Annotated in this window: 19 protein-coding genes; 4 read left to right on the forward strand and 15 right to left on the reverse strand. The window is 61.7% G+C overall.

Features of this window, described 5'->3' with window-relative positions; translation table 11 throughout:
- Position 1: 1 nt before the first annotated feature.
- Genes EJA72_RS18020 through EJA72_RS18035 form a run of 4 tightly spaced genes read right to left on the reverse strand, consistent with a single transcriptional unit; the run spans position 2 to position 7763 of the window.
- Positions 2-4576 (reverse strand): alpha-2-macroglobulin, encoded by a 4575-nt coding sequence (locus EJA72_RS18020; protein WP_157712768.1) that lies wholly within the window; start codon positions 4574-4576, stop codon positions 2-4.
- The gene (locus EJA72_RS18025; protein ID WP_157712769.1) at positions 4573-5223 is read right to left on the reverse strand and encodes a DUF1175 family protein; all 651 of its coding nucleotides are present in this window, start codon (positions 5221-5223) and stop codon (positions 4573-4575) included. Before EJA72_RS18025 ends, EJA72_RS18020 begins: the two co-directional genes overlap by 4 nt.
- Positions 5208-6920 carry a DUF2138 domain-containing protein gene (locus tag EJA72_RS18030; protein WP_157712770.1) on the reverse strand — a complete coding sequence of 571 codons (1713 nt, stop codon included), beginning with the start codon at positions 6918-6920 and terminating at the stop codon, positions 5208-5210. Before EJA72_RS18030 ends, EJA72_RS18025 begins: the two co-directional genes overlap by 16 nt.
- Positions 6921-6971: 51 nt before the next feature.
- Positions 6972-7763, reverse strand: a complete 792-nt coding sequence (locus EJA72_RS18035) for a YfaP family protein (protein WP_157712771.1) — start codon at positions 7761-7763, stop codon at positions 6972-6974.
- A 506-nt stretch (positions 7764-8269) separates the two neighbouring features.
- Here EJA72_RS18035 and EJA72_RS18040 point away from each other — a divergent pair.
- The 4 genes from EJA72_RS18040 (at position 8270) to EJA72_RS18055 (ending at position 13427) form a co-directional block, all read left to right on the forward strand.
- Positions 8270-8512: an exodeoxyribonuclease VII small subunit gene (locus EJA72_RS18040; RefSeq protein WP_007894317.1), complete on the forward strand. Its 243-nt coding sequence runs from the start codon at positions 8270-8272 to the stop codon at positions 8510-8512.
- Positions 8509-9396, forward strand: a complete 888-nt coding sequence (ispA, locus tag EJA72_RS18045) for a (2E,6E)-farnesyl diphosphate synthase (protein WP_157712772.1) — start codon at positions 8509-8511, stop codon at positions 9394-9396. Before EJA72_RS18040 ends, ispA begins: the two co-directional genes overlap by 4 nt.
- Positions 9397-9487: 91 nt before the next feature.
- Positions 9488-11386 (forward strand): 1-deoxy-D-xylulose-5-phosphate synthase, encoded by a 1899-nt coding sequence (dxs, locus tag EJA72_RS18050; RefSeq protein WP_157712773.1) that lies wholly within the window; start codon positions 9488-9490, stop codon positions 11384-11386.
- 157 nt (positions 11387-11543) lie between these two features.
- A complete protein-coding gene (locus tag EJA72_RS18055; protein ID WP_157712774.1) occupies positions 11544-13427 on the forward strand; it encodes a TonB-dependent receptor domain-containing protein in 1884 nt (627 codons plus the stop codon).
- Between the two features lie 150 nt (positions 13428-13577).
- On the opposite strand, the gene EJA72_RS18060 is transcribed toward EJA72_RS18055, so the two are convergent.
- The 11 genes from EJA72_RS18060 to ribD form a co-directional block, all read right to left on the reverse strand.
- Entirely contained in the window at positions 13578-14378 is an 801-nt protein-coding gene (locus EJA72_RS18060) for a cobalamin-binding protein (protein ID WP_157712775.1), read from the reverse strand.
- Positions 14378-14797: an MFS transporter gene (locus EJA72_RS18065; RefSeq protein ID WP_178129412.1), complete on the reverse strand. Its 420-nt coding sequence runs from the start codon at positions 14795-14797 to the stop codon at positions 14378-14380. Before EJA72_RS18065 ends, EJA72_RS18060 begins: the two co-directional genes overlap by 1 nt.
- On the reverse strand, positions 14794-15411 hold the full coding sequence (gene ribA / locus EJA72_RS18070; RefSeq protein ID WP_178129413.1) for a GTP cyclohydrolase II: 618 nt from the start codon (positions 15409-15411) through the stop codon (positions 14794-14796). Before ribA ends, EJA72_RS18065 begins: the two co-directional genes overlap by 4 nt.
- A gap of 279 nt (positions 15412-15690) precedes the next feature.
- Positions 15691-16428 carry an ABC transporter substrate-binding protein gene (locus tag EJA72_RS18075; protein ID WP_157712777.1) on the reverse strand — a complete coding sequence of 246 codons (738 nt, stop codon included), beginning with the start codon at positions 16426-16428 and terminating at the stop codon, positions 15691-15693.
- A gap of 22 nt (positions 16429-16450) precedes the next feature.
- The gene (locus tag EJA72_RS18080) at positions 16451-16954 is read right to left on the reverse strand and encodes a phosphatidylglycerophosphatase A (RefSeq protein ID WP_178129414.1); all 504 of its coding nucleotides are present in this window, start codon (positions 16952-16954) and stop codon (positions 16451-16453) included.
- The gene (gene thiL / locus EJA72_RS18085) at positions 16951-17916 is read right to left on the reverse strand and encodes a thiamine-phosphate kinase (protein ID WP_157712778.1); all 966 of its coding nucleotides are present in this window, start codon (positions 17914-17916) and stop codon (positions 16951-16953) included. The genes EJA72_RS18080 and thiL overlap by 4 nt, the downstream gene beginning before the upstream one ends.
- Before the next feature lie 17 nt (positions 17917-17933).
- Complete coding sequence (gene nusB, locus EJA72_RS18090) at positions 17934-18434, reverse strand: transcription antitermination factor NusB (RefSeq protein WP_178129415.1); 501 nt, start codon at positions 18432-18434, stop codon at positions 17934-17936.
- Positions 18431-18907, reverse strand: a complete 477-nt coding sequence (gene ribE / locus EJA72_RS18095) for a 6,7-dimethyl-8-ribityllumazine synthase (protein ID WP_003228649.1) — start codon at positions 18905-18907, stop codon at positions 18431-18433. The genes nusB and ribE overlap by 4 nt, the downstream gene beginning before the upstream one ends.
- 91 nt (positions 18908-18998) lie before the next feature.
- Complete coding sequence (gene ribBA / locus EJA72_RS18100) at positions 18999-20090, reverse strand: bifunctional 3,4-dihydroxy-2-butanone-4-phosphate synthase/GTP cyclohydrolase II (RefSeq protein WP_178129416.1); 1092 nt, start codon at positions 20088-20090, stop codon at positions 18999-19001.
- 16 nt (positions 20091-20106) lie between these two features.
- Entirely contained in the window at positions 20107-20769 is a 663-nt protein-coding gene (locus tag EJA72_RS18105) for a riboflavin synthase (protein ID WP_157712779.1), read from the reverse strand.
- 46 nt (positions 20770-20815) lie between these two features.
- Positions 20816-21672: bifunctional diaminohydroxyphosphoribosylaminopyrimidine deaminase/5-amino-6-(5-phosphoribosylamino)uracil reductase RibD (gene ribD, locus EJA72_RS18110; protein WP_157712780.1), on the reverse strand; the 857-nt coding region annotated here is incomplete at its 5' end.

The following is a 21672-nucleotide window of genomic DNA, read 5'->3' on the forward strand; positions in this document are numbered from 1 at the left end:
ATCAGTTGACCGTGACCTGGCCGAGCGCCGGTTTCTGTTCCTGCGCCTGATGCTGTGGCGCGTAGACCTGAGTGAAACGCACCGGCGGCAAATTGAACTGACCTTTTTGCGAGAAGCGCACCAGATGGCGCAGGCGCAATTCGCCGCTGAGCGCATCGACTGGAATCGCATAGGCCATCTGACCCGGCTCGAAGCGCGCCTTCTCCAGTGCCGTCGGTTCTGTGCCCGCCTTGCCCATCAGTTTGATGCCCCAGGTGGTGCGCTCCACATCGGCGCCCGGCGGCAGCGGCACTTCGATCATGCCGTAGCGCAACGGCTTGGCAGCCTTACTGGTGAGGATCACTTCGTCCAGATACAGGCTGTCGCTGGACAAAGGTTTGGTACCGACCGCTTCCAGTTTGAAGGTGAACGCTTCGTCACCCGGCACCAGTCGCGACAGGCGACGCGTGATGGTCACCGCCACAGGATCAACCGACGGCTGCCGCGTCTGATAACTCAACGCCGCCCGCAACGGACGCTCTTGTGTCCCGCTCAGCGACAGCACTGCTGGCACGGGCGAGGCGCCCTGCCACGTCCAATACATCTCGCCGGTATCACCGTAGTTTTTCTTCCAGCCGTCACCCGGCGCCAGCGCGATGGTGGGCGAAGCCTGCTCGATGCTGCGCTGCAACCAGGTCAGCGCCAGTGCACGTTCCAGCGTCGATTGCTGCGGCAACAAGCGTTGCAACAACGCTTGCGCGTGGGCCTGATCGAAGGTTTGCAGGGACAGGTTCAGCGCTTCGGCAAACGGCTGGGAACTGACGGCCAGACGCTGCTGCGCATCGGCCAGTTGCCGATTGAACGCGTCCGGCAAAGTGACCTTGGATTGCTTCGCCAACGAAGCGGTCAACGCACGTGCCGCCGCCAGCCCCAGCGCCGAATCCGGATCGCTCATGACGAGACTGTCCTCGCCATCGTCCATCAGGTTCGCCGCATTGCCCTCGCCCGCTTTCGACAAGTCGTCCATCAAGCCGCTGAGCAAGGTGTTCACCGGCAATTGCATCTGTTTGGCGAACGACAGGATCAATGCGCGCTGCAACAGCGGCGTGTTTTTGGCCTGTTTCGAATAGACCTCCAGCACCCGTTGCCAATGCTCTGGCGGCAGGCTCAGCTCCAGCGCTTTGCTGGCGTGCCAGTCGGCGTAATAGGCGTACGCGGTGAGGAACGCGTCCGGCTCACCGTCCATACCCCACCAGGTGAAACTCGCCGAGGGCCCGGCCATCTGCACCAGCCGCAGACGGCTGTTTTGCATGATCAGCCGCAGGCGATCACGGATCTGCAGATTCGCCGACAAGGTCGGATAAGCGATGCTCAACGGCAGCAAACGACTGGCCGTCTGCTCGACGCCGCCATACGGATAGCTCAGCAAATCATCGAGCGCCGAACGGAACAGCGCTTGCGGACTGTCATCCAGGCGCAGACGGATATCGCTGGCGTCTGCTGGCAAGGCCAACGGCGTATCGCCACTGGCCACGTCCAGGCTTTGGCTCTGCGTGACCTGCCAGCCTTCACCGGTCGCAGTCAGGCGCACGGCCAGGGCGTCTGCGGTTTTGCCGTCCTGCACCAGCTCTGCAGTCCAATCGCCATTGACCGGGGCGAACGCCGGCAACGCGATGTAGTTGATGCCGTTGTTCAGCGTCACTGGTACCCGTTGATCCGCGCCGCCGTAATGAATCACCAGCTCGGCCTTCACCGGTTGCTCGGCCTGGCTGAAGGCGAACACACCGAGGTCCGGTTTGTCGCCGGTACGGAATCGGGTTGGCCCGCTCCACTTCAGGTACAGCGGTTTTTCCGAACGCACGAACTGCTTTTTCTGCCCGACCTGACCGTCATCGGCGATGGCCCGCGCAGTGATGCGCCAGCGGGTCAGCGAGTCCGGCATCTTGAAGGTGAAGCGGGTTTTGCCACTGACGTCGGTCACCAATTCAGGCTGCCAGGCCGCGGTGTCGACGTCTTCACGGCGTGGTCGTTCCAGCACTTTCACGCCGCGCTCGCTGCGATTGGCTTTGCCCGGTGCGCCGGGGCTGCCCGGCAATGCCACGTCGTAGCTGATGAACGACAGGCTGGCGCTAGTGCGCACATTGTTGCGGCGCGGGTGGTAGAAGAACTGGTCGATGGTCGGCGCGACTTCCGGTTGCAGCGCGTAAACCATTTCGTCGACCACGCTGACCGTCAGGTGCGCCGGAATCGGCTTGCCGGCGAACTGTGTGGTGAGGTCCACCGACACCGTATCGCCCGGCTGATAGGTCTCTTTATCGGTGGCGATGGCCACGTCGATCTGCGGCGCAATCACCTTGATCCCGGCGTTCTGGAAACTGTACTGGCCGCCCTTGGTGTAGAGCACGGAGAACGTCAGGTTCGGCGCAAAGTTGTCTTTCACCGGGATGCGCGCGCGGTATTGGGTCTCGCTGAGCTTTTCCATCTTCAGCCAGTCGCCGCCCTTGGATATCAGCGCGGTGGCCTCGACCTTGTCGCGTTCCAGGGACAGCAACGCGTCGCTGACCGGCTCAGGGAACGTGATCAACGCCAGCGCTTCGTCGCCGGCCTTGTATTCGGCTTTGTCGAGGACGATTTCCACGGTGCCGGGCACGGCTTTGACGCCATCGCCGGTGACCGAATGGCCGGTCGCGCCGACCACGCGACCATGGTCGTCCTTCAAGCTCAGGTTGTAAGTGCCCGGACGGTCGAAGGCGAGGGTGAAGCCCTTATCGGTCGCCGCGAGTTTACCTCCGCCGGTGGTCTGGTCTTCCAGGCGCACCCAACTGTAGGCGCTCGGCGTGACGGCTTTGCTTTGCTCGCTGCCACCTTCATTGACGTAGCTGAAGACAACTTTGTCGCCGACGGCGCTGAAGCGCTGCGGTGCACCGAGACGAAAGCTCGCGGCGCCACGGTCGATGAGGATTTCCTTGGTGGTCTTGACTCGATAGGCCGCGCCATCACTGGCAAACACGGTGAGCATGTAGCGGCTCGGCTTGTCGGCGGCCGGCAGGTCGAGGGTCGCGTTGCCCTTGGCGTCGGTGGTCAGTTCGGTGCTGGTCAGCTCCACCGGGAATTGCCCGAGGTATTGCAGTTCGTTGTCGACCATCGACAGTTGCTGGGCACGCAAACCGAGGGTTAATTTGGCATTGGCCACCGGTTTTCCGTCTGGGTACAGCAGCACCAGATTGCCCTTCACCGGTTCGCCGGTGCGGTAATCGGGTTTGGCCAGGTTCAGCGAGATTTCAAAATGTGGCTTGATGTATTCGGCCACGCGAAAGGCGCTGCTGTAAGCCTGATCCTTGTAGCTGAAACGCAGCTCATAGCCGCCCGCGACGGCATTGTCCGGCAACTGGAATCGCCCTTGGGTTCCAGCCTTTGAATCCAGTTTCAGCGCCAGTGATTGCAGCGCGGTGCCGGTTGCATCGAGCACGGTCACGTTGACGTCGGCAGCGGTCGGCAACACTGAGTCACGCGCGTTCTTGAACTCGCGACCGACGATTTTCAGCGACACCCAATCCCCCGGCCGATACAGCGGCCGGTCCGTAAACGCATAGAGTTTGGTGTCGTAGATTTCACTGTCGTAATAGAAGTTTTCAGAGACGAACACCCCGCCCTCTTCGTCCTCGCCAATCACGAACGAACGCTCCGGGCTGACGTGTTTCAGGCGCAGCAAACCATCGGCATCGGTGGCGCCGCTGCTCATGACGCCAAGGCCATCGGTCCACAACACATTCACCTTGGGCACCGAACTGCCTTCGTGTTTGCGCGCGGCCCACACCAGCAGTTCATCACCGGCAATCTTGCTGACGGCGACGGTGTTGGAAACGAAGACCATGGTGGTCGCGCGGTACTTGCCGATCAGCGCTTCCACCAGATACAGCCCCGGTTTCAGATGGCCCAGCGGGATGTACACGTTGCCCGGCGCAACGGTGACGAACTCGCTGGAAGAGCCGGCCAGGTTCACGCCTTCGGGCGGCTGGATCGGTTTGGCTTGCCACAGCGGATACCGGAACTGGCTGACCACCGGCAGGCCCGGAATCAGCGCGAATTGCGGCTGAGCGTCGTAAGGCGTTGGTGCGGCGATGGCGGTGCCCATCTTCAGTTCCGGCACTTCCTCGGTGACTTGTTTACGCGACTCGTAGGAAAACGCCCGTTGCATCACGCGACGGGATTTGCGGTACCAGTTGTCCCACAGGTAAGCGAGGGTGTTCGACAGGCCTTCACCCTTGAACTGGCCGTCACTGACCACGCGGTGCAGGTTCTTCTGGCGCTTGAGGAAGTCCAGCGGCTTGTCGATGCGGTACACGCGAATGTCGGCGCCGCCGTAAGGTTCCATGCGGAATCGACGGTAGTCACGGCCCGGCGCTTCCAGGCGCACCATCGCCTGCTCGTCGCTGGCAAAGCTGCTGTCGGCCAGCAGGAAAAAGCTTTCCCCGGCCACCGGCGTGTAGTTGCTTGGCGCGACGGTGTCTTCGGCGTTGACCGTGGCCAGCGGCAGAATCAGTGCCAGCAACACTGGCAGTTTTGAACAGAAACGCAGCATGCGGGCACCGATCATTGGGAGAGAAAGTTCAGTCGATAGACGCCGATGAAGTTGGGGTTGGCTGCATCGGGTATCCATCGGGTGTCCTTCCATGTCATGAGTTGCTGCAGGCTCGCGGATCGCATGCCGTTGTCAGTGGGGGTGGTGGTACCGGTGTGATAGGCGATGTAGCGGCCCATCCAGATCATCAGGTGCTGGTCGTCGCCCTGATCGAAAAACATCAGGTCGCCGGGCCGGGCTTGCGCCAGGTCGCGGCCCACCAGATGACTGTTGAACTGAATCAGCTTGATCGCGTTGACGTATGGCCCGACCTTGCCGCCGCCCTGCTGCCATTGCTGGGCCAGACCGCGCTGGGCCTCGCTCAATTGCAACTCCGGTGGCAGGTAGCGATTGGACAGGCCATTGCTGCGCAGCCATTTGTCGTCATGGACTTTCAGCGCTTCGTTGGCGGCAAACCGCACGAGCCCGGCGCAGTCCTGCTGATACCAGCGCGGGCTCGGGCCCTGGGTGAGTTGCTCCTGAGCGATGCGCACGAACCAGGCGCGGAACACCTGGGATTGCTGCACGTCGAGCGGCGCGGCGTCGCTGGCCAATGCGCGACTGCCCAGCAACATCGCCAGCAGGCCGAGGCCTCGAATGAGTGCGGTCACAGGGCTTTCCATTCCAGCGGCAACCACTGCCAGTGGCCATCAGGCTCGCTGCCGGCGGGCAAGGTCAGGGCATATTTGCCGTAACCGCCGAGCGTGCGCAGTTTCGGGATCAGGTAGGTTTGCGCGGCGTTGTAAAACACCGGCTCCATGTCCTGCGGCAGGCTGTCGAGGGTTTCCTGTTGCATCAGTTGCGCCATGGAATCCGGGCCGAAATAGACGGGCATCAGCAAGTCCTTGGGCACCACATCGGCCATCGGCGGGAAGCGTTTGTCGAGGGTGCCGAGGGCTTTGTCCACCAGCTTGTCGTCCAGGGAAAACAACAGCGTTGAACCGTGACGCGCCAGGCTGACTTTCATGAACGCCTTGCCGGTGATGGCTTCCGGCGTCTCGGCGTCCTTGGCGGCATACGGACCGAAATTGGAACTGACCTGACGTTGCCATTGATGGGTTTCGCCTTCCTGTTTCTCGACCACCGGGAACGCATGTTCTTCGACATTGCCTTCGTAGGCGCCGACCATCGAGCCGAACAAAGTGCCCAGATCACCGTCGAGTTTCGCGCTGTCCTTGTCATTGAGGCTGGCCACCAGCAGCGGTGTGTACAGCCGCGAATCGGCGTACCAGCACAGGCCGGCCGCACCGGCCATGTGTTCGGTCAGCGCTTGGGCCACGTTCTCTTCGGCGCCGAGTTTCACCAGCAATGGTTTCTGTTGTTCGGCGGCAAGCGGCAGGGCCACGCAGGCGCTGGCGCCCATCGGCATGGCTTGCCAGACCGGTTTGAAATCGAAGTCCGGTTGGTTTTCCAGTTCATCCATGGCCAGGAAGCTGTGCCAGCCCTTGTCGTCCATGTCGAAACGCAGGCCGGCGAAGTTAGGGATAAAACGCTGGTAACCCATCGCCAGTACGCTGGAGTTCACCGACAGGCGTTGTTTCACTTCCGGCGCACGCGGTGGCAGTCCGAAGGCTTCGGGAAACAGTTTGTCACCGTTGAGCAACGCTGCGATGGCCAGGGTCGAGACGCTGCCCGGCTCGTCCATCGGGCCGTTGCCCGGATCGTAGAGTTTGGACGGGTTCGACAGCACCACCAATTTGTCGCCATGGGAGGCGAATACCAGCGCTTTGCTGGCGTTGTAGTTCAGTTGATAGAGCGCAACGTCGTCGGCGCCGACTTTCACGTCACTGAGTTTGGTCAGTTGCGAGTCATCCAGTGCCACCTTGGCCAGCGGCTCCAGCACCTTGGCCAGGCCACCGCGATCCATCACCAGCAGGAAATCCTTGAGCCGACCGTCCGCTCCGCGCCACAGCGCCACATCCGCCGGTTGATCGAACAGCTGCTCGATCAGGCTGTCCTGCAACTTCAGGTCATGCTCGTAAATAATCCGCCGCAGGCTGCCGATCAACCCGAGCCGATCCACATGGGTTTCGTAATAGAAGACGAAATCTTCGGTCAGGGTTTCCTTGAGAAATGGCACCGCCAGCAAGTCCTTGGGCAACTGGCTCAGGGAGCGGGTTTCGAGCAGACCGTCCGGGCGACTCATGCCCAGTTTGTCACTGGCCAGGGCCGCCGGCGGCGCCTTGGGTTTGTGCATGAACCAGCCCAACCCGCCCGCGACGCCCGCCACCAGGCACAGCCCGATCAGCACGGTCGGCCAGCGACGAGAAATATTCGCAGCCGGTGCATCAGCGGCAGGTGTCACAGTGTTATCGCTCATGTTCACGCTCATGTTCCCAAAGCTCAGCAATTCATCCGTGGAGCGGGATGCTTAATAGTTGAAAGTCTTGACCAGCAGCAGGTCACCGATGGCCCGCAGGGGCACGATGAAGGTCTCGCGTTTTTCGTCGACGGTGTTTTCGTTGAGCACCAGGTTGATTTGCGAGGTGATGACCTCGTTCTGGTTGCTGGCCTCATCGAAGTTATAGCCTTCGCTGCCGAAGTTGCCCCAATAGTTCACGTAAACCAGATAGGTGCCATGCAGCGGCGCGGTCATGGTGAACATTTCCGGGCCGGGGCCATCGACGCCGTCCGGGTCCAGACCGCCGCCGTTGGTCAACGCCGTGTGGGCGAAAAACGCATGCTGGCCGTCGGGGGTGATGATGTGCAGGTCGAGTTCGGCTTTCGGGTCGTCCCACCCCAGCACCACGCGGATCCGCGCCGGGGTGCGCAAGTCGTTGGCTTCATAGAATTGAACGCGCTTGAGGGATTTGCCTTCGGCACTGCGCACTTCGACGCTGTTGGAACCTGCGCCGAACGCATACGGCCGAGCGAAACGCCCTGCGTCGTCGGTGTACAGGTTCAGCGGATTACCATTGACCGCCAGCGTGTGCGGCCCGCGTTGAGTACCGATGGCCTTGAGCTGGCCTTCGATCATCGTGCGATTGCGCTGCACGCCGCGGTCGATGGGTGGCGTGGGATAGGCGACTTGCGGGTTTTCGCTGCGGTCGAGCAAACCGGAGTAACGCCAGCCGCCGACAGGTTCCGTCAGCTCGGCCGTTGGCCCGGCCCAGGCAGTGGTCGCGCAGGCCAGCCCGATCAGCAATAGAAAACATGAACGCATGTAACGCCTCCTGCCATGCATAACGAAACCCTGCGCCTGATCCTAGGCGCGTTACAGATCCAAGTACTGCGTTTCGTCAGATCGACCCGTGACTGATGGGTCGTAGAAGGCGCGAAGGGTAGCCATTTGGTGGGGTTTTAACAATCGAATGGTGCTTGATTTGAGGGAGGGGTCACGGTCGTGGCTGGACGGTGAGCCGAATAATCTTGTTCAGGGCGCCTCGATTAAATGCAAACCAAGGCAGCCTGACAGCCGACCTGACTCTGCTGATGCGCGCAATTCCCCTGTGGGAGCCAGCCTGCTGGCGATGGACGTCAACGATACGCGCCCTGTCTGGATGATCGCGTTGTCTGTGCGTCCATCGCCAGCAGGCTGGCTCCCACATTTTTTAACCGCCGTGACCGCAGCAACGGATACAACCGTGCATCAGACAGTGGCCTCATTTGCCCATAACCCCCATGTCTGCTAGTGTCGCGCCGGTTTAACGTCAACCGGAAATAGCCGCCATGGCCCGCAAAAAAGCTGCACTGGATTTCGAACAATCCCTCGCTGACCTGCAAACGCTGGTAGAGCGACTGGAGAACGGCGAATTATCGCTGGAGGACTCGCTGACGGCTTTCGAGCAGGGCATCGGTCTGACCCGTGATTGCCAGGCGGCGCTGGCCCAGGCCGAGCAAAAGGTTCAGGTATTGCTTGAACGGGATGGCGAATTGGCCGAGGAACCCTTCGACGCGGATCAGCCAGAATGATTGCAGCGTATTCGGCGACCAGCCAGGCCCGGGTCAACGCGGCCCTGGAAACCCTGTTCAACGCACCGAGCCCTGAGCTCGCTCGTCTCTACGAAGCCATGCGCTACAGCGTAATGAACGGCGGCAAGCGTGTGCGCCCGCTGCTGGCCTACGCCGCGTGCGAAGCGTTGGGCGGCAAGGCTGAACAAGCCAATGGCGCGGCCTGCGCGGTGGAGCTGATTCACGCTTATTCGCTGGTGCACGACGATTTGCCGGCCATGGACGACGACGATCTGCGTCGCGGCCAGCCCACCACCCACAAGAAATTCGATGAAGCCTGCGCGATCCTCGCCGGTGACGGCTTGCAGAGCCTGGCCTTCAGTGCCCTGCTCGATCCGCGCCTGAGTACGCTGGACGCCGAAATCCGCCTGCAAATGGTCAGCGCGCTCGCATTGGCAGCGGGCCCGGCGGGCATGGTCGGCGGTCAGGCCATTGACCTCGGCTCCGTTGGCCTGAAACTCGATCAAAAGGCCCTCGAATACATGCACCGGCACAAAACCGGCGCATTGATCGAAGCCAGCGTCAAACTCGGCGCCCTCGCCAGCGGCCGGGCCGAGAAGGACGAACTGAAATCCCTGCAGAACTATGCACAGGCCATCGGTCTGGCGTTCCAGGTCCAGGACGACATTCTCGACGTCGAAAGCGATACCGAAACCCTCGGCAAGCGCCAGGGCGCCGACATCGCCCGCGACAAACCGACTTACCCGTCCCTGCTCGGCCTCGATGCGGCCAAGGCTTATGCCCTGGAACTGCGCGACCAGGCCCTGCACGCGCTGCGACCGTTTGACGCGGCCGCCGAGCCGTTACGCGATCTGGCCCGTTATATCGTGGACCGCCGCAGCTGACAGCGTATCCGCCAAAAAAGAGCAACGCGTGGGCAGGGGGCGATGCATCAGGTAAACTGCCGCATCTTTTATACCTATAACGATTCGCCTGATGCCCACGACGTTTCATGAGATTCCCCGCAAGCGCCCGACCACGCCTCTGCTCGACCGTGCCAACACGCCGGACGGCCTGCGCCGGTTAGGCGAAGCCGAGCTGGAAACCCTGGCCGATGAGTTGCGCCTGGAATTGCTCTACACGGTCGGTCAGACCGGTGGGCATTTCGGTGCAGGCCTGGGCGTCATCGAGCTGACCATTGCGTTGCATTACGTCTTCGACACCCCGGACGACCGGCTGGTGTGGGACGTGGGTCATCAGGCCTATCCGCACAAAATCCTGACCGGCCGTCGCGAGCGCATGGGCACCCTGCGCCAGAAGGACGGCGTCGCGGCCTTCCCGCGTCGTTCCGAGAGCGAGTACGACACCTTTGGCGTCGGCCACTCCAGCACGTCGATCAGCGCAGCGCTGGGCATGGCCATTGCCGCCCGCCTGCAAAACAGTGATCGCAAGGCGATTGCCGTGATCGGCGACGGCGCACTGACCGCCGGCATGGCGTTCGAGGCGCTGAACCATGCGCCGGAAGTGGACGCCAACATGCTGGTGATCCTCAACGACAATGACATGTCGATCTCGCGCAACGTCGGCGGTTTGTCGAACTACCTGGCGAAGATCCTTTCCAGCCGCACTTACGCGAGCATGCGCGAAGGCAGCAAAAAGGTCCTGTCGCGCCTGCCCGGCGCCTGGGAAATCGCCCGTCGCACCGAAGAATACGCAAAAGGCATGCTGGTCCCCGGCACGCTGTTCGAAGAGCTGGGCTGGAACTACATCGGCCCGATCGATGGCCACGACCTGCCGACCCTGATCGCCACCTTGCGCAACATGCGCGATCTGAAAGGCCCGCAGTTCCTGCACATCGTCACCAAGAAAGGCAAAGGCTTCGCTCCGGCGGAAGTCGATCCGATCGGCTACCACGCCATCACCAAACTCGAGCCGCTGGACGCGCCGGCCGCCGCACCGAAAAAAGCGAGCGGTCCGAAGTATTCCGGTGTGTTCGGCGAGTGGCTATGCGACATGGCCGCTGCAGACCCGCGCCTGGTCGGCATCACGCCGGCAATGAAGGAAGGCTCTGACCTGGTGGCCTTCAGCGAACGTTTCCCGTTGCGCTATTTCGACGTGGCGATTGCCGAGCAACACGCAGTGACCCTCGCGGCGGGCATGGCCTGCGAAGGCGCGAAACCCGTGGTGGCGATTTACTCGACGTTCCTGCAACGCGGCTATGACCAACTCATCCACGACGTCGCGGTGCAAAACCTTGACGTGCTGTTCGCCATCGATCGCGCCGGTCTGGTGGGCGAAGACGGCCCGACGCACGCGGGCAGCTTCGATTTGTCGTTCCTGCGCTGCATCCCCGGCATGCTGGTGATGACGCCGAGCGACGAAAACGAACTGCGCAAAATGCTCAGCACCGGGCATCTGTACAACGGCCCGGCGGCGGTGCGTTATCCGCGTGGCAACGGTCCGAATGCGACCATCGAGAAAAACCTCGAACCGATCGAAATCGGCAAGGGTGTCGTCCGTCGCCAGGGCAGCAAAGTGGCGCTGCTGGTGTTCGGCGTGCAACTGGCCGAGGCACTGAAAGTCGGCGAGACGCTGGATGCCACCGTAGTCGACATGCGCTTCGTCAAACCCCTCGACGAGGCACTGGTTCGTGAAATTGCCGGCAGTCATGAGTTGCTGGTGACCATCGAAGAAAACGCGATCATGGGCGGCGCCGGTGGCGCGGTCAGCGAGTTCCTTGCCCGCGAGAACATCCTCAAGTCGGTGCTGCACTTGGGCTTGCCGGATATCTACGTCGAACACGCCAAGCCTGCGCAAATGCTGGCGGAGTGCGGGCTGGATGAGGCCGGGATCGAGGCTTCTGTTCGCGAGCGCCTGCAACTGCTGAAAATCTAAACACAAGACCCTGTGGGAGCGAGCCTGCTCGCGATAGCGGACTGACAGTCAACTCATTCTTGACTGATACACCGTCATCGCGAGCAGGCTCGCTCCCACATTGGTTTTGGGCAACTTTCAAATATGTGTTCGCTTTAAAGCGCCGACGGATTACCCGATGAAACTCTCCCGCCTCGCCCTGACGCTGACCCTTCTGCCGTCCGGCCAGCTCCTGGCCGACACCTTCGAACGCGATCAGGCCCTGAAGCTGCCCGATGTGCTGATCAGCGCCAATCGCCAGGTCGAAGCGCGCAACGACAGCAGCGCCGCCAACACCGTGTTCACCCGCGAAGACATTGATCGCCTGCAACCGAACAGCGTCACGGACCTGCTGCGTCGGGTGCCAGGCGTTCAAGTCGGGCAAACCGGCGGTCGCGGCAGCCTGCCGGGGATTTACATTCGTGGTACCAACTCGGCCCAGAGCCTGGTCCTGGTGGATGGCCAACGCATCGGCAACTCGACGTCCGGCGACAGCAACCTGCAGCACATCAACATCGAACAGGTCGAGCGCGTGGAAGTGCTGCGCGGCTCCCGCTCGGTGATTTACGGCAGCGATGCCATCGGCGGGGTCATTCAGATTTTCACCCGTCGCGGTGACGAGGCCGGCTTGCAGCCGCGCATGCATGTAGGTTTTGGCAGCCATCAAACCTGGGAACGCAGCCTGGGCTTGTCCGGGGGCGACGAGAAAACCCGTTTCAACCTCGGCGCCAGCCTCGATGAAACTGCCGGGATCAATCGCACTCATGAGTCGTATCCCAGCGATGGCGATCACGATGAGTACCGCAATAAATCGATGAGTCTGAGCCTGAGCCACGCCCTCACCGACGACATCGAAATCGGCGCCAACCTGCTGGATAACCGTGGCAAAAGCGAGTTCGACAATCCGTTCGGGCGCTTCGACCTCAACACCTTCGAGTCGGTCCAGCAGCAGCCTTACAGCGAGTTCGACGTCAGCAGCGTCAGCAGTTACGTCGACGCTCGGGTTAACGACATTTGGAAAACCCGCGTCGAGTTCGGCCACAGCGAAAACCGCGAGAAAACCTTCGACAAGCTCAGCGACGAGCGCAGCGTGTTCAACACTTACCGCGACTCGGTGAACTGGCAGAACGACCTGACCCTCAACGAACGCAACAGCCTGATCCTCGGCGGCGACTGGTACGAAGACCGCATCAACAGCAGCACGCCGTTCGACGAAGACAGCCGCTGGAACCGCGCGGCGTTTATTCAGCACCGCTATCAGGCGGACAGTTTCTCCACGGAACTGGGTTTGCGGCGCGACCAGAACCAGCAATTTGGCGGGCAAAACAGCTGGAGCGGCACTTTTACCCTGCCGTTGAACCCGGACAACGACCTGTTGCTGACCTACAGTGAAGGCTTCCGCGCACCGACCTTCAATGACCTGTACTACCCGGATTTCAGCAACCCGGACCTCAAGCCCGAGACCTCGAAAAGCTACGAACTGCAGTGGCGCAGCCAGTTAACTGACAGCAGCCGACTGGAGGCTTCGCTGTATCGCACGGACCTGGAAGACGCGATTATTTTCGGCAGCAACTCCCGGCCGCAGAACGTGGCCTCGGCGCGGATCAACGGTTTCGAAGCGGCGTTGAAACAGGAATTGTTCGGCTGGCAGAGCAATCTCGGCGTGGCAATCATCGACCCGAGGGATCGCGACAGCGGGCATACCCTGGCGCGTCGTGCACGACGAACGTTGAGCCTGGACCTGGATCGGCAGTTCGATCGACTGGGCCTTGGCGCCAGCTGGCAAGCGGTGAGCAGCAGTTATGACGACTTGAACAATCAGCAGCCGCTGGGCGGGTATGCGTTGCTGGGGTTGCGTAGCAGCTGGGAACTGAGTCGCGAGATCAAGCTGGAGCTCAAGCTCGATAACCTGCTGGACAAGGGCTACAGCCGGGCGCTGTACAGCCATGACGACGCTCAGTATGGGTATCGCGAGGAAGGTCGGGCGTGGATGTTCGGGGTGACCTGGACTCCACAGCTCTAAAGCTGCCGCCGGCCATTGTGGCGAGGGAGCTTGCTCCCGCTCGGCTGCGCAGCAGTCGTAAATAGGCTGATGCAGTTCTATCTGAAGTAACCCACCGACAGATTTGGGGCCGCTTCGCAGCCCAGCGGGAGCAAGCTCCCTCGCCACAGTTCAGCGGTCAGGCGCGATGATTTGGCACAGCTTGGCCGTCGCCTCAAGCATCTGCCCGCTCGGCCGTTCCAGGCCTTTGTCCGTGACCAGCAGCAATTGCCCCTGCGCCACCGCCGTCACCTGCGGCCAGGCTTTCCACGCTTCGAGCTGCGCCTGATCACTGGCCAGAATCACTTCGGGATTACGCTGCAGCACCGCCTCGACGCTGACTTGGGGCGCGGGCAGGGTCAGGTCGGCAAACACATTACGTGCCCCGCAGACTTCAAGCGCATCGCTGATGATCTGCCCGCCGCCCACGGTGTACAGCGGCCGATCCCAGACCTGATAGAACACCCGCAACGGTTGCTCCCGGCGGTAGCGTTGGCGCAGTGATTCCAGTCGCTGACGCAAACTGGCGGCCAGTGAAACGCCACGCTCAGGCCGGCCAAGCTGGGTGGCAATCGCCTCTATTTGCGCGGTGAGTTGTTCGAGGTTGTGCGGTTCGGCAACGTAGGTGGGAATATTCAGCCGCTTGAGCTGCTCATGCTGTGCCGGACCTACACTGCCGGGCCAAAGCAGCAGCAAATCGGGTTTCAGGCTGAGCAGCCGTTCCATGTCCAACTGGCCATAGCGGCCAACGGAAGGCAGGTCCTTGAGAGCGGCCGGGCGTTCGCCGGCGTCCAGCACACCCACCAGCAGGTCCGCTGAACCCAGCTCAACGACGATTTCAGAGAGCGACGGCGCGAGGCTGACGACGCGTTCAACCGCTGATGCCGAGCCGCCGACGGCCAGCAGCAAAACCGCCAGCCAGGCCCGAAGCATCAGCCGAGTTGACGCGGAATACGGTAGAGGTAGAACAGCACCACGGTCGACAATGCCAGCAGCACCAACGGCACGGCTTCAAGGCCGACAAACACCGCCAGCGCTCCGATCCAGGCAGGCAAGGCGGCCGCCAGGAACGCCACGCGGCGCTTGGCCGCCAGGGCAATCCAGGCGGCGGGTTCTTCCGGGGTATCAAGGGCTTTCTGGGTGGCGATCAGCGCGTGCTTGTAGCCGCCAAAAAATTTCAGGCTGACAAACATCGAAGCCACACCGGCAATGAACAACGGCATCGCCAGCACCGGCAAGATCGCCTCGCCCTGGCCGAATACGCCGTTGATCACGAACAGCGGCAGCAGGGCCAGCGACAGGTATTGCCACCAGTTGACGGACAGACGACGCCGCACTTGACCGCGGGTCACGCCCGGTCTGCCTCGCCCTGATGCTCGTTGCCCATCATGTGGTCGAGCTTGCTGGCCTTGGTGGCCAGGTAGAGTTTGTTGTGCGGGTTGTGGCCGGTGTGCAGCGGCACGCGTTCGGCGACCACAATGCCCATGTCGGTGAGGGCTTTGACCTTGCGCGGGTTATTGGTCATCAGACGCAGGGATTTCACGCCCAGATGTTCAAGCATCGGCAGGCACATCGAGTATTCACGCTGGTCAGCGGCAAAACCCAGACGCTCGTTGGCTTCAACGGTGTCGGCGCCGGCGTCCTGCAATTCGTAGGCGCGGATCTTGTTCAGCAGGCCAATGCCTCGGCCTTCCTGACGCAAGTAGAGCAACACGCCACGACCTTCACGGGCGATCGCCTGCAAGGCGGCCTCAAGTTGCGAACCGCAGTCGCAACGCTGGCTGAACAAGGCGTCACCGGTCAGGCATTCGGAGTGCAAGCGGCCGAGAACCGGGGCACCGTCGTCGAATTCGCCCAGGCTCAGCACAACGTGCTCGCGCCCGTTTTCTTCATCGAGAAAGCCGTGCATGGTGAATTGCGCAAAAGGCGTTGGCAGCTTGGAAGCGGCGACAAAAACGACAGGCACCGGTGTGCTCCTGATCAATAGGTACTGGAGATTCGCAGACGCGGCATTGTAACAGCACGTTCCTACAGACGCTTAGGCTGAATTATGGGGCATAACGATCAAAAAGTTAGATCCTCGGTTGTCACACAGATCCTTTGTAGCAGCTGGCGAAGCCTGCGTTCGGGGGCGCAGCCGCCGTGAAACCTGTCGACCCGGTCAGTCTGATACAGCGCAATGTCTGAATTTACGACGGCTTCGCCGCCGAACGCAGGCTTCGCCAGCTGCTACATGGGCCTGTGTTCAATTTGAATCAAAGGGGTAAGGCTGCTTCCAGCGCTCGAAGATCGGCTTCAATTGACCGTTTTTCACCAACAGATCCATTCGCTGATCAAACAACGACATCAACGCGCGCGCCTTGGGATTATTCGCAAAGCAAAGATACAGCGGCAATTCTGCGATGTGGGTACGGCGGTACTGCGATGGATCCTTGGCCCGGCTGACGATGTAATCCACTTCGGTCAACGCATCGATGTAATAGTCGGCGCGGTTGTGGGTCAGCATCGACAGAATCCCGGTGCGTCGGACCACTTCGTTGTAGCGGCGTACGTTAGGCAAATAGGCCTGGAACTCGTAGCCACGGACCCAGGCAAGCCGATAGTCGCCAAGAGTTTGCAGGGTCGGCACCGGGCTGGTCGACAGGCCCAGCGCATAGATATGATCGGTGTCGTAATTCCAGCGCGGGTACAGCAGGTCGCTGACTTCATCCCGATAACCGCCAACACACGCATCCACTTCGCCACGTTGCGCCAGGCCGATGGAGCGCGTGTAGGGTTCGGTGCGGATATCCAGTTTGACGCCAGCCGGCTCGAACACTTCGCGCAACACGTCCCAGGCCATGCCATGCCCGTCGGCGGCGGTGTAGTCCTCCCACTCCTCGCTGGCCAGATGAATCACGGACGGCGTCGTCGGCGCGTCCTGCGCGTGTGCCAGCGCGCCGAATATCGCGAAAACCATCACCGCCAACCAGCGTCGAGCCATCCCTGTTCCTCCCGCTTGATCCTCAGGCGAAGAGCTTCACCAGCCCTTGCATCGCCAACCACGCAAACACCCCGGCCAATACATCATCGAGCATGATCCCGACACCGCCATGCACATGCCGGTCGATCCAGCGAATCGGCCACGGCTTGAGAATGTCGAAGAAGCGAAACATCAGGAATCCCGCCAACAACCAATACCAACCTTCCGGCACCAGCCACAGGGTGATCCACATCCCGACCATTTCGTCCCAGACGATGCCTTCGTGGTCGTGTACCCGCAAATCGTCGGCCACCTTGCCGCACAGCCAGAAGCCGAACAGCATGGTGATGCCCAGCATCAGCCAGTAACCCCAGTCGGGCAACATCTGCCACAACGGGATAAAGGGTAGCGCAACTAATGACCCCCAGGTGCCCGGTGCCTTTGGCAAGGTGCCCGAGCCGAACCCGAACGCCAGGAAATGCCATGGATTGCGCCAGACCGAAGGCGGTACGAATTCCGCCGGGACCTGTTTGGGATGATCTGTCACGGTGTCTCCCGAAAATGTTGATAGCCCCGGGTTTGCGGGGTGATGTCTTGTCCAGCGGCATCCAGCAAGACGACGCCCTGCCCTGCCACCACCCGCCCGATCACATGGATCGGCCAACCGTCGGCGATCAATTGTGACAACTCGACGGACGGTAGGGTGAACGCCAGCACGTAATCGTCACCGCCACTCAGGGCGGCGTCTTCGGCGCCCGTTTGACCGAGGAAGGCCACTAAAGCCTTCGACAGCGGCAACCGGCCCCGTTCAACCTGAATGCCGACCTCCGACGCGAGCGCGATATGCCCGCAGTCGGCAAGCAAGCCGTCGGAGATGTCCAGCGCCGAGGTGGCCTTGCCACGCAACGCTTCACCCAGACCAAGCTGCGGTTGCGGCGACCAGTAATGGGCCAGCAGCGGATCGGCGATGGCAGGCTCGGCCGTGCGCTGGCCGAGCACCAACGACAAGGCGCCCGCGCCATTGCCCAGCTCGCCGCCGACACACAACAGGTCACCGGGTCGGGCGCCGCTGCGAGTCAATGCCTTGCCAGCCGGCACCCGTCCGAACACGGTTACGGTCAAGCTCAGGGGGCCACGTGTCGTGTCACCGCCGACCAGCGCCACACCGCAGCCCTGCGCCATCACGTTCAAACCACGGGCGAAAGCATCCAGCCAATCGGCGGTCACCGTCGGCAAGGTCAGGGCAAGGGTAAAGGCAACGGGCGTGGCGCCCATGGCGGCCAGGTCACTGACCGCTACAGCCAGCGAGCGCTGACCGAGCAGAAACGGGTCGCAAGGGTCTGCGAAATGCACACCGGCCACGAGGGTGTCGGTGGAAATGGCCAGCTGCTCCCCGGGGGGAACAGCAAGCAAGGCGCAGTCATCACCGATCCCGAGAGCAACGCCTTCGCCGCCCTGCGCACAAGGCGCGGCGGCGAAGAAATTGCGGATCAGCTCAAACTCACCCATGCGATTGCAAGCGCTGGTTAGCGCTTGAACGCCTTGACTTCAGCTTCACGCAGACGCGGGGCCAGCTTGTCGAGTACACCGTTGACGAACTTGTGGCCGTCGGTGGAACCGAAGACTTTCGCCAGCTCGATACCTTCGTTGATGACAACGCGGTAAGGAACGTCGACACGCTCAAGCAGTTCCCAGGTGGAAAGGCGCAATACCGCCAGTTCAACCGGGTCCAGCTCTTCGATGGTCAGGTCCAGGCAAGGCTTGAGAGCGGCGTCGATCTTGTCCTTCTGCGCTGGAACCCCGTGCAGGATTTCACGGAAGTAGGCGCCATCGACATCGCTGAAATCGTTATCGACCCGAAACTGCGCTTCGATCTCGTTCAGCGACTGACGGGCCATGTGCCATTGATAAAGCGCCTGAGTCGCGAGCTGACGGGCTTCACGACGCTTGACGCTTTTCGATGGCTTGCCGGCATCCGCAGGCTTTGGATCGCGCGGGTTGAAACGATCGCTTTCGTCGCTAATCACTTGGCCTCCAACTGCGCCAGCAGGCTGACCATTTCCAGAGCGGACAGGGCCGCTTCGGCACCTTTGTTACCGGCCTTGGTGCCGGAACGTTCGATGGCTTGCTCGATGGAATCAACAGTCAGGACGCCGAACGCGACCGGAACGCCAAACTCCATGGACACCTGGGCCAGGCCCTTGGTGCATTCGCCCGCCACGTATTCGAAGTGCGGAGTACCGCCACGAATGACCGCGCCCAGGGCGATGATTGCCGCGAACTCGCCTTTCTGAGCGACTTTCTGCGCAACCAGCGGAATTTCGAAGGCGCCAGGTGCGCGGATGATGGTGATGTCGCTTTCGCTCACGCCGTGGCGAACCAGGGCATCAACTGCACCGCTGACCAGGCTTTCAACGACGAAGCTGTTGAAACGGCCCACTACCAAAGCGTAGCGGCCTTTAGGGGCGATGAAGGTACCTTCGATGGTCTTCAGGGTCATTCGTTAGATCTCTTAAAGAGCCGGGACGCATTTTCTATGCGTCCCTCAGTGATTTGTTAGCCGCGAATCAAGGGCCGGAAACAACCGGTCATTATTCGGAGGGCACGTATTCTACAACTTCCAGATCGAAACCGGATATCGCATTAAATTTCATCGGTGCCGACATCAGGCGCATTTTGCGTACGCCCAGGTCCCGAAGGATCTGCGAACCGGCACCGACAATGCTGTAGGTGGTCGGTTTTTTCACGGCGGCCTGATCAGCCGTTTCGCGAATATGCGCCAGCAACACGTCGCCATCGAGCGGGTGACCGAGCAACAGCACCACACCGCTGCCCGCCTCGGCAACCGCGGCCATGGCGGCGCGCAGGCTCCAGCGGCCAGGTTGCTTGACCATCAGCAGGTCGCGCAACGGGTCCATGTTGTGCACCCGAACCAGGGTCGGCTCTTCAGCGCACACGTTGCCCAGGGTCAGGGCCATGTGCACATCGCCTTCCACGGAATCACGATAGGTCACCAGGTTGAATTGGCCCAGTTCGCTGTCCAGTGGCTGCTCGGCAATCCGCTGAACGGTACGTTCGTGGATCATCCGGTAGTGAATCAGGTCGGCGATGGTGCCGATCTTGATGTTGTGCTCAGCAGCGAAGGTTTCCAGTTCGGCGCGACGGGACATGGTGCCGTCGTCGTTCATCACTTCGCAGATCACGCCGCTTGGCTCGAAACCGGCCATGCGCGCCAGGTCGCACGCCGCTTCGGTGTGGCCGGCACGTGCCAGCGTACCGCCGGCCTGGGCCATCAGCGGGAAGATGTGGCCCGGGCTGACGATGTCTTCGGCCTTGGCGTCTTTCGCGGCAGCCGCCTGCACGGTGCGTGCACGGTCGGCGGCGGAGATGCCGGTGGTCACGCCGGTGGCGGCTTCGATGGACACGGTGAACTTGGTGCCGAAACCGGAGCCGTTGCGGGGCGCCATCAGCGGCAGCTTCAGCAGTTCGCAGCGCTCGCGGCTCATCGGCATGCAGATCAGGCCACGGGCGTGCTTGGCCATGAAGTTGATGTGCTCAGGCTGGCAGCACTCGGCGGCCATGATCAGGTCACCTTCGTTCTCGCGGTCTTCGTCATCCATGAGGATGACCATCTTGCCTTGGCGGATGTCTTCAACCAGTTCTTCGATGCTATTGAGCGCCACAAGGCACCCCCTTGAGTCAGGATTTGAGGTAGCCGTTGGCGGCCAGAAAGCTTTCGGTGATGTTGCTGGACGCAGGCTCTGCGGCCTTGTCGCCCAACAGCAGGCGCTCCAGATAACGGGCCAGCAAGTCCACTTCCAGATTCACCCGGCGACCTGGCTGATACGACGCCATGATGGTTTCGCTCAGGGTGTGCGGAATGATCGTCAGCAGGAACTCGGCGCCATCGACTGCGTTCACGGTCAGGCTGGTGCCGTCGACGGTGATCGAGCCTTTGTGGGCGATGTACTTGGCCAGGTCTTTTGGCGCGCGGATGCGGAATTCCACAGCGCGGGCATTCTCGGTACGGGCAACCACTTCGCCCACGCCGTCGACGTGGCCGCTGACCAGGTGCCCGCCGAGGCGAGTGGTCGGGGTCAGGGCTTTTTCCAGGTTGACCGGGCTGCCGCTCTTGAGGTCGTTCATGGCCGTGCAGTCGAGGGTTTCGCGACTGACGTCCGCCGCGAAGCCGTTGCCTGGCAGTTCAACCGCCGTCAGGCACACGCCGTTGACCGCGATGCTGTCGCCCAGTTTGACGTCGCTCAAATCGAGCTTGCCGGTTTCTACATAAACCCGCACATCTCCGCCTTTTGGGGTCAATGCACGAATACTGCCGATGGATTCGATGATGCCGGTAAACATGGAGTCCTCCTCGAGAACAGGGCCGACGCGTGACGCAGGCCGGGAATTATACGCTCGCTGCTGGCAAAGGAATGGCAGTGACCCGCCAGTCATCGCCAACCGCGCGGATTTCGGTGATTTTCAGTTCGGGCGCGTCTTTCATTTGCGCCAGCGGCCAGTCCAGCAACGGTCGGGCCGAAGAGCCGAGAAACTTGCCAGCGATGAAAATCTGGAATTCGTCCACCAGGCCTTGCTGGGCAAAAGCCCCCGCCAGACGCGGACCTGCCTCGACCAGCACTTCGTTGACCCCACGGTTGGCCAGTTCGACCAGCAGCTTGTGCAGGTCAACCTGGCCATCGTCGCCAGCCACGATCAGGCATTCCGGGCCATTGGCATATTGCTCTTCGATGGCCATGCACGTCGCGACCAGCGCCGGGCCGGCCTTGAAAAAAGGCGCATCAAGCGGCACACGCAAGCGGCCATCGATCAGCACGCGCAGCGGCGGACGGCTCATTGCCAACGCGGTCTGCTCGGCGTCCAGGCCCAACTCGTCCGCACGCACGGTCAAGCGGGCGTTGTCGGCGAGTACCGTGTCGGCGCCGGTCAGCACTACGCTGGCCTGGGCGCGCAGGCGTTGCACCGCCGAACGCGCGGCCGGACCGGTGATCCATTGGCTTTCGCCGCTTTCCATCGCCGTGCGGCCGTCGAGGCTCATGGCCAGTTTGACCCGCACGAACGGCAAGCCGTGTTCCATGCGCTTCAGGAAACCTTCGTTAAGCTTGCGCGCCTCGCCTTCCAGCACGCCGCTTTCGATGGCAATACCGGCCTGCGCCAGCCGCTGCATGCCGCGACCGGCGACTGACGGGTTCGGGTCCTGCATCGCCGCAACGACGCGGGCGAGGCCGGCGTTCACCAGCGCATCGG

Origin of the sequence: Pseudomonas sp. PB120, assembly GCF_009761815.1 — a bacterium.
Classification (GTDB): Bacteria; Pseudomonadota; Gammaproteobacteria; order Pseudomonadales; family Pseudomonadaceae; genus Aquipseudomonas.

Coding starts and splice junctions, on each gene's coding strand:
- EJA72_RS18040 (WP_007894317.1), top strand. CDS start 8,270: ATGGCCCGCAAAAAAGCTGCACTGGATTTCGAACAATCCCTCGCTGAC.
- EJA72_RS18020 (WP_157712768.1), bottom strand. CDS start 4,576: ATGATCGGTGCCCGCATGCTGCGTTTCTGTTCAAAACTGCCAGTGTTG.
- EJA72_RS18105 (WP_157712779.1), bottom strand. CDS start 20,769: ATGTTTACCGGCATCATCGAATCCATCGGCAGTATTCGTGCATTGACC.
- dxs (WP_157712773.1), top strand. CDS start 9,488: ATGCCCACGACGTTTCATGAGATTCCCCGCAAGCGCCCGACCACGCCT.
- EJA72_RS18075 (WP_157712777.1), bottom strand. CDS start 16,428: ATGGCTCGACGCTGGTTGGCGGTGATGGTTTTCGCGATATTCGGCGCG.
- ispA (WP_157712772.1), top strand. CDS start 8,509: ATGATTGCAGCGTATTCGGCGACCAGCCAGGCCCGGGTCAACGCGGCC.
- EJA72_RS18035 (WP_157712771.1), bottom strand. CDS start 7,763: ATGCGTTCATGTTTTCTATTGCTGATCGGGCTGGCCTGCGCGACCACT.
- thiL (WP_157712778.1), bottom strand. CDS start 17,916: ATGGGTGAGTTTGAGCTGATCCGCAATTTCTTCGCCGCCGCGCCTTGT.
- EJA72_RS18030 (WP_157712770.1), bottom strand. CDS start 6,920: ATGAGCGATAACACTGTGACACCTGCCGCTGATGCACCGGCTGCGAAT.
- EJA72_RS18025 (WP_157712769.1), bottom strand. CDS start 5,223: ATGGAAAGCCCTGTGACCGCACTCATTCGAGGCCTCGGCCTGCTGGCG.
- ribE (WP_003228649.1), bottom strand. CDS start 18,907: ATGACCCTGAAGACCATCGAAGGTACCTTCATCGCCCCTAAAGGCCGC.
- EJA72_RS18055 (WP_157712774.1), top strand. CDS start 11,544: ATGAAACTCTCCCGCCTCGCCCTGACGCTGACCCTTCTGCCGTCCGGC.
- EJA72_RS18060 (WP_157712775.1), bottom strand. CDS start 14,378: ATGCTTCGGGCCTGGCTGGCGGTTTTGCTGCTGGCCGTCGGCGGCTCG.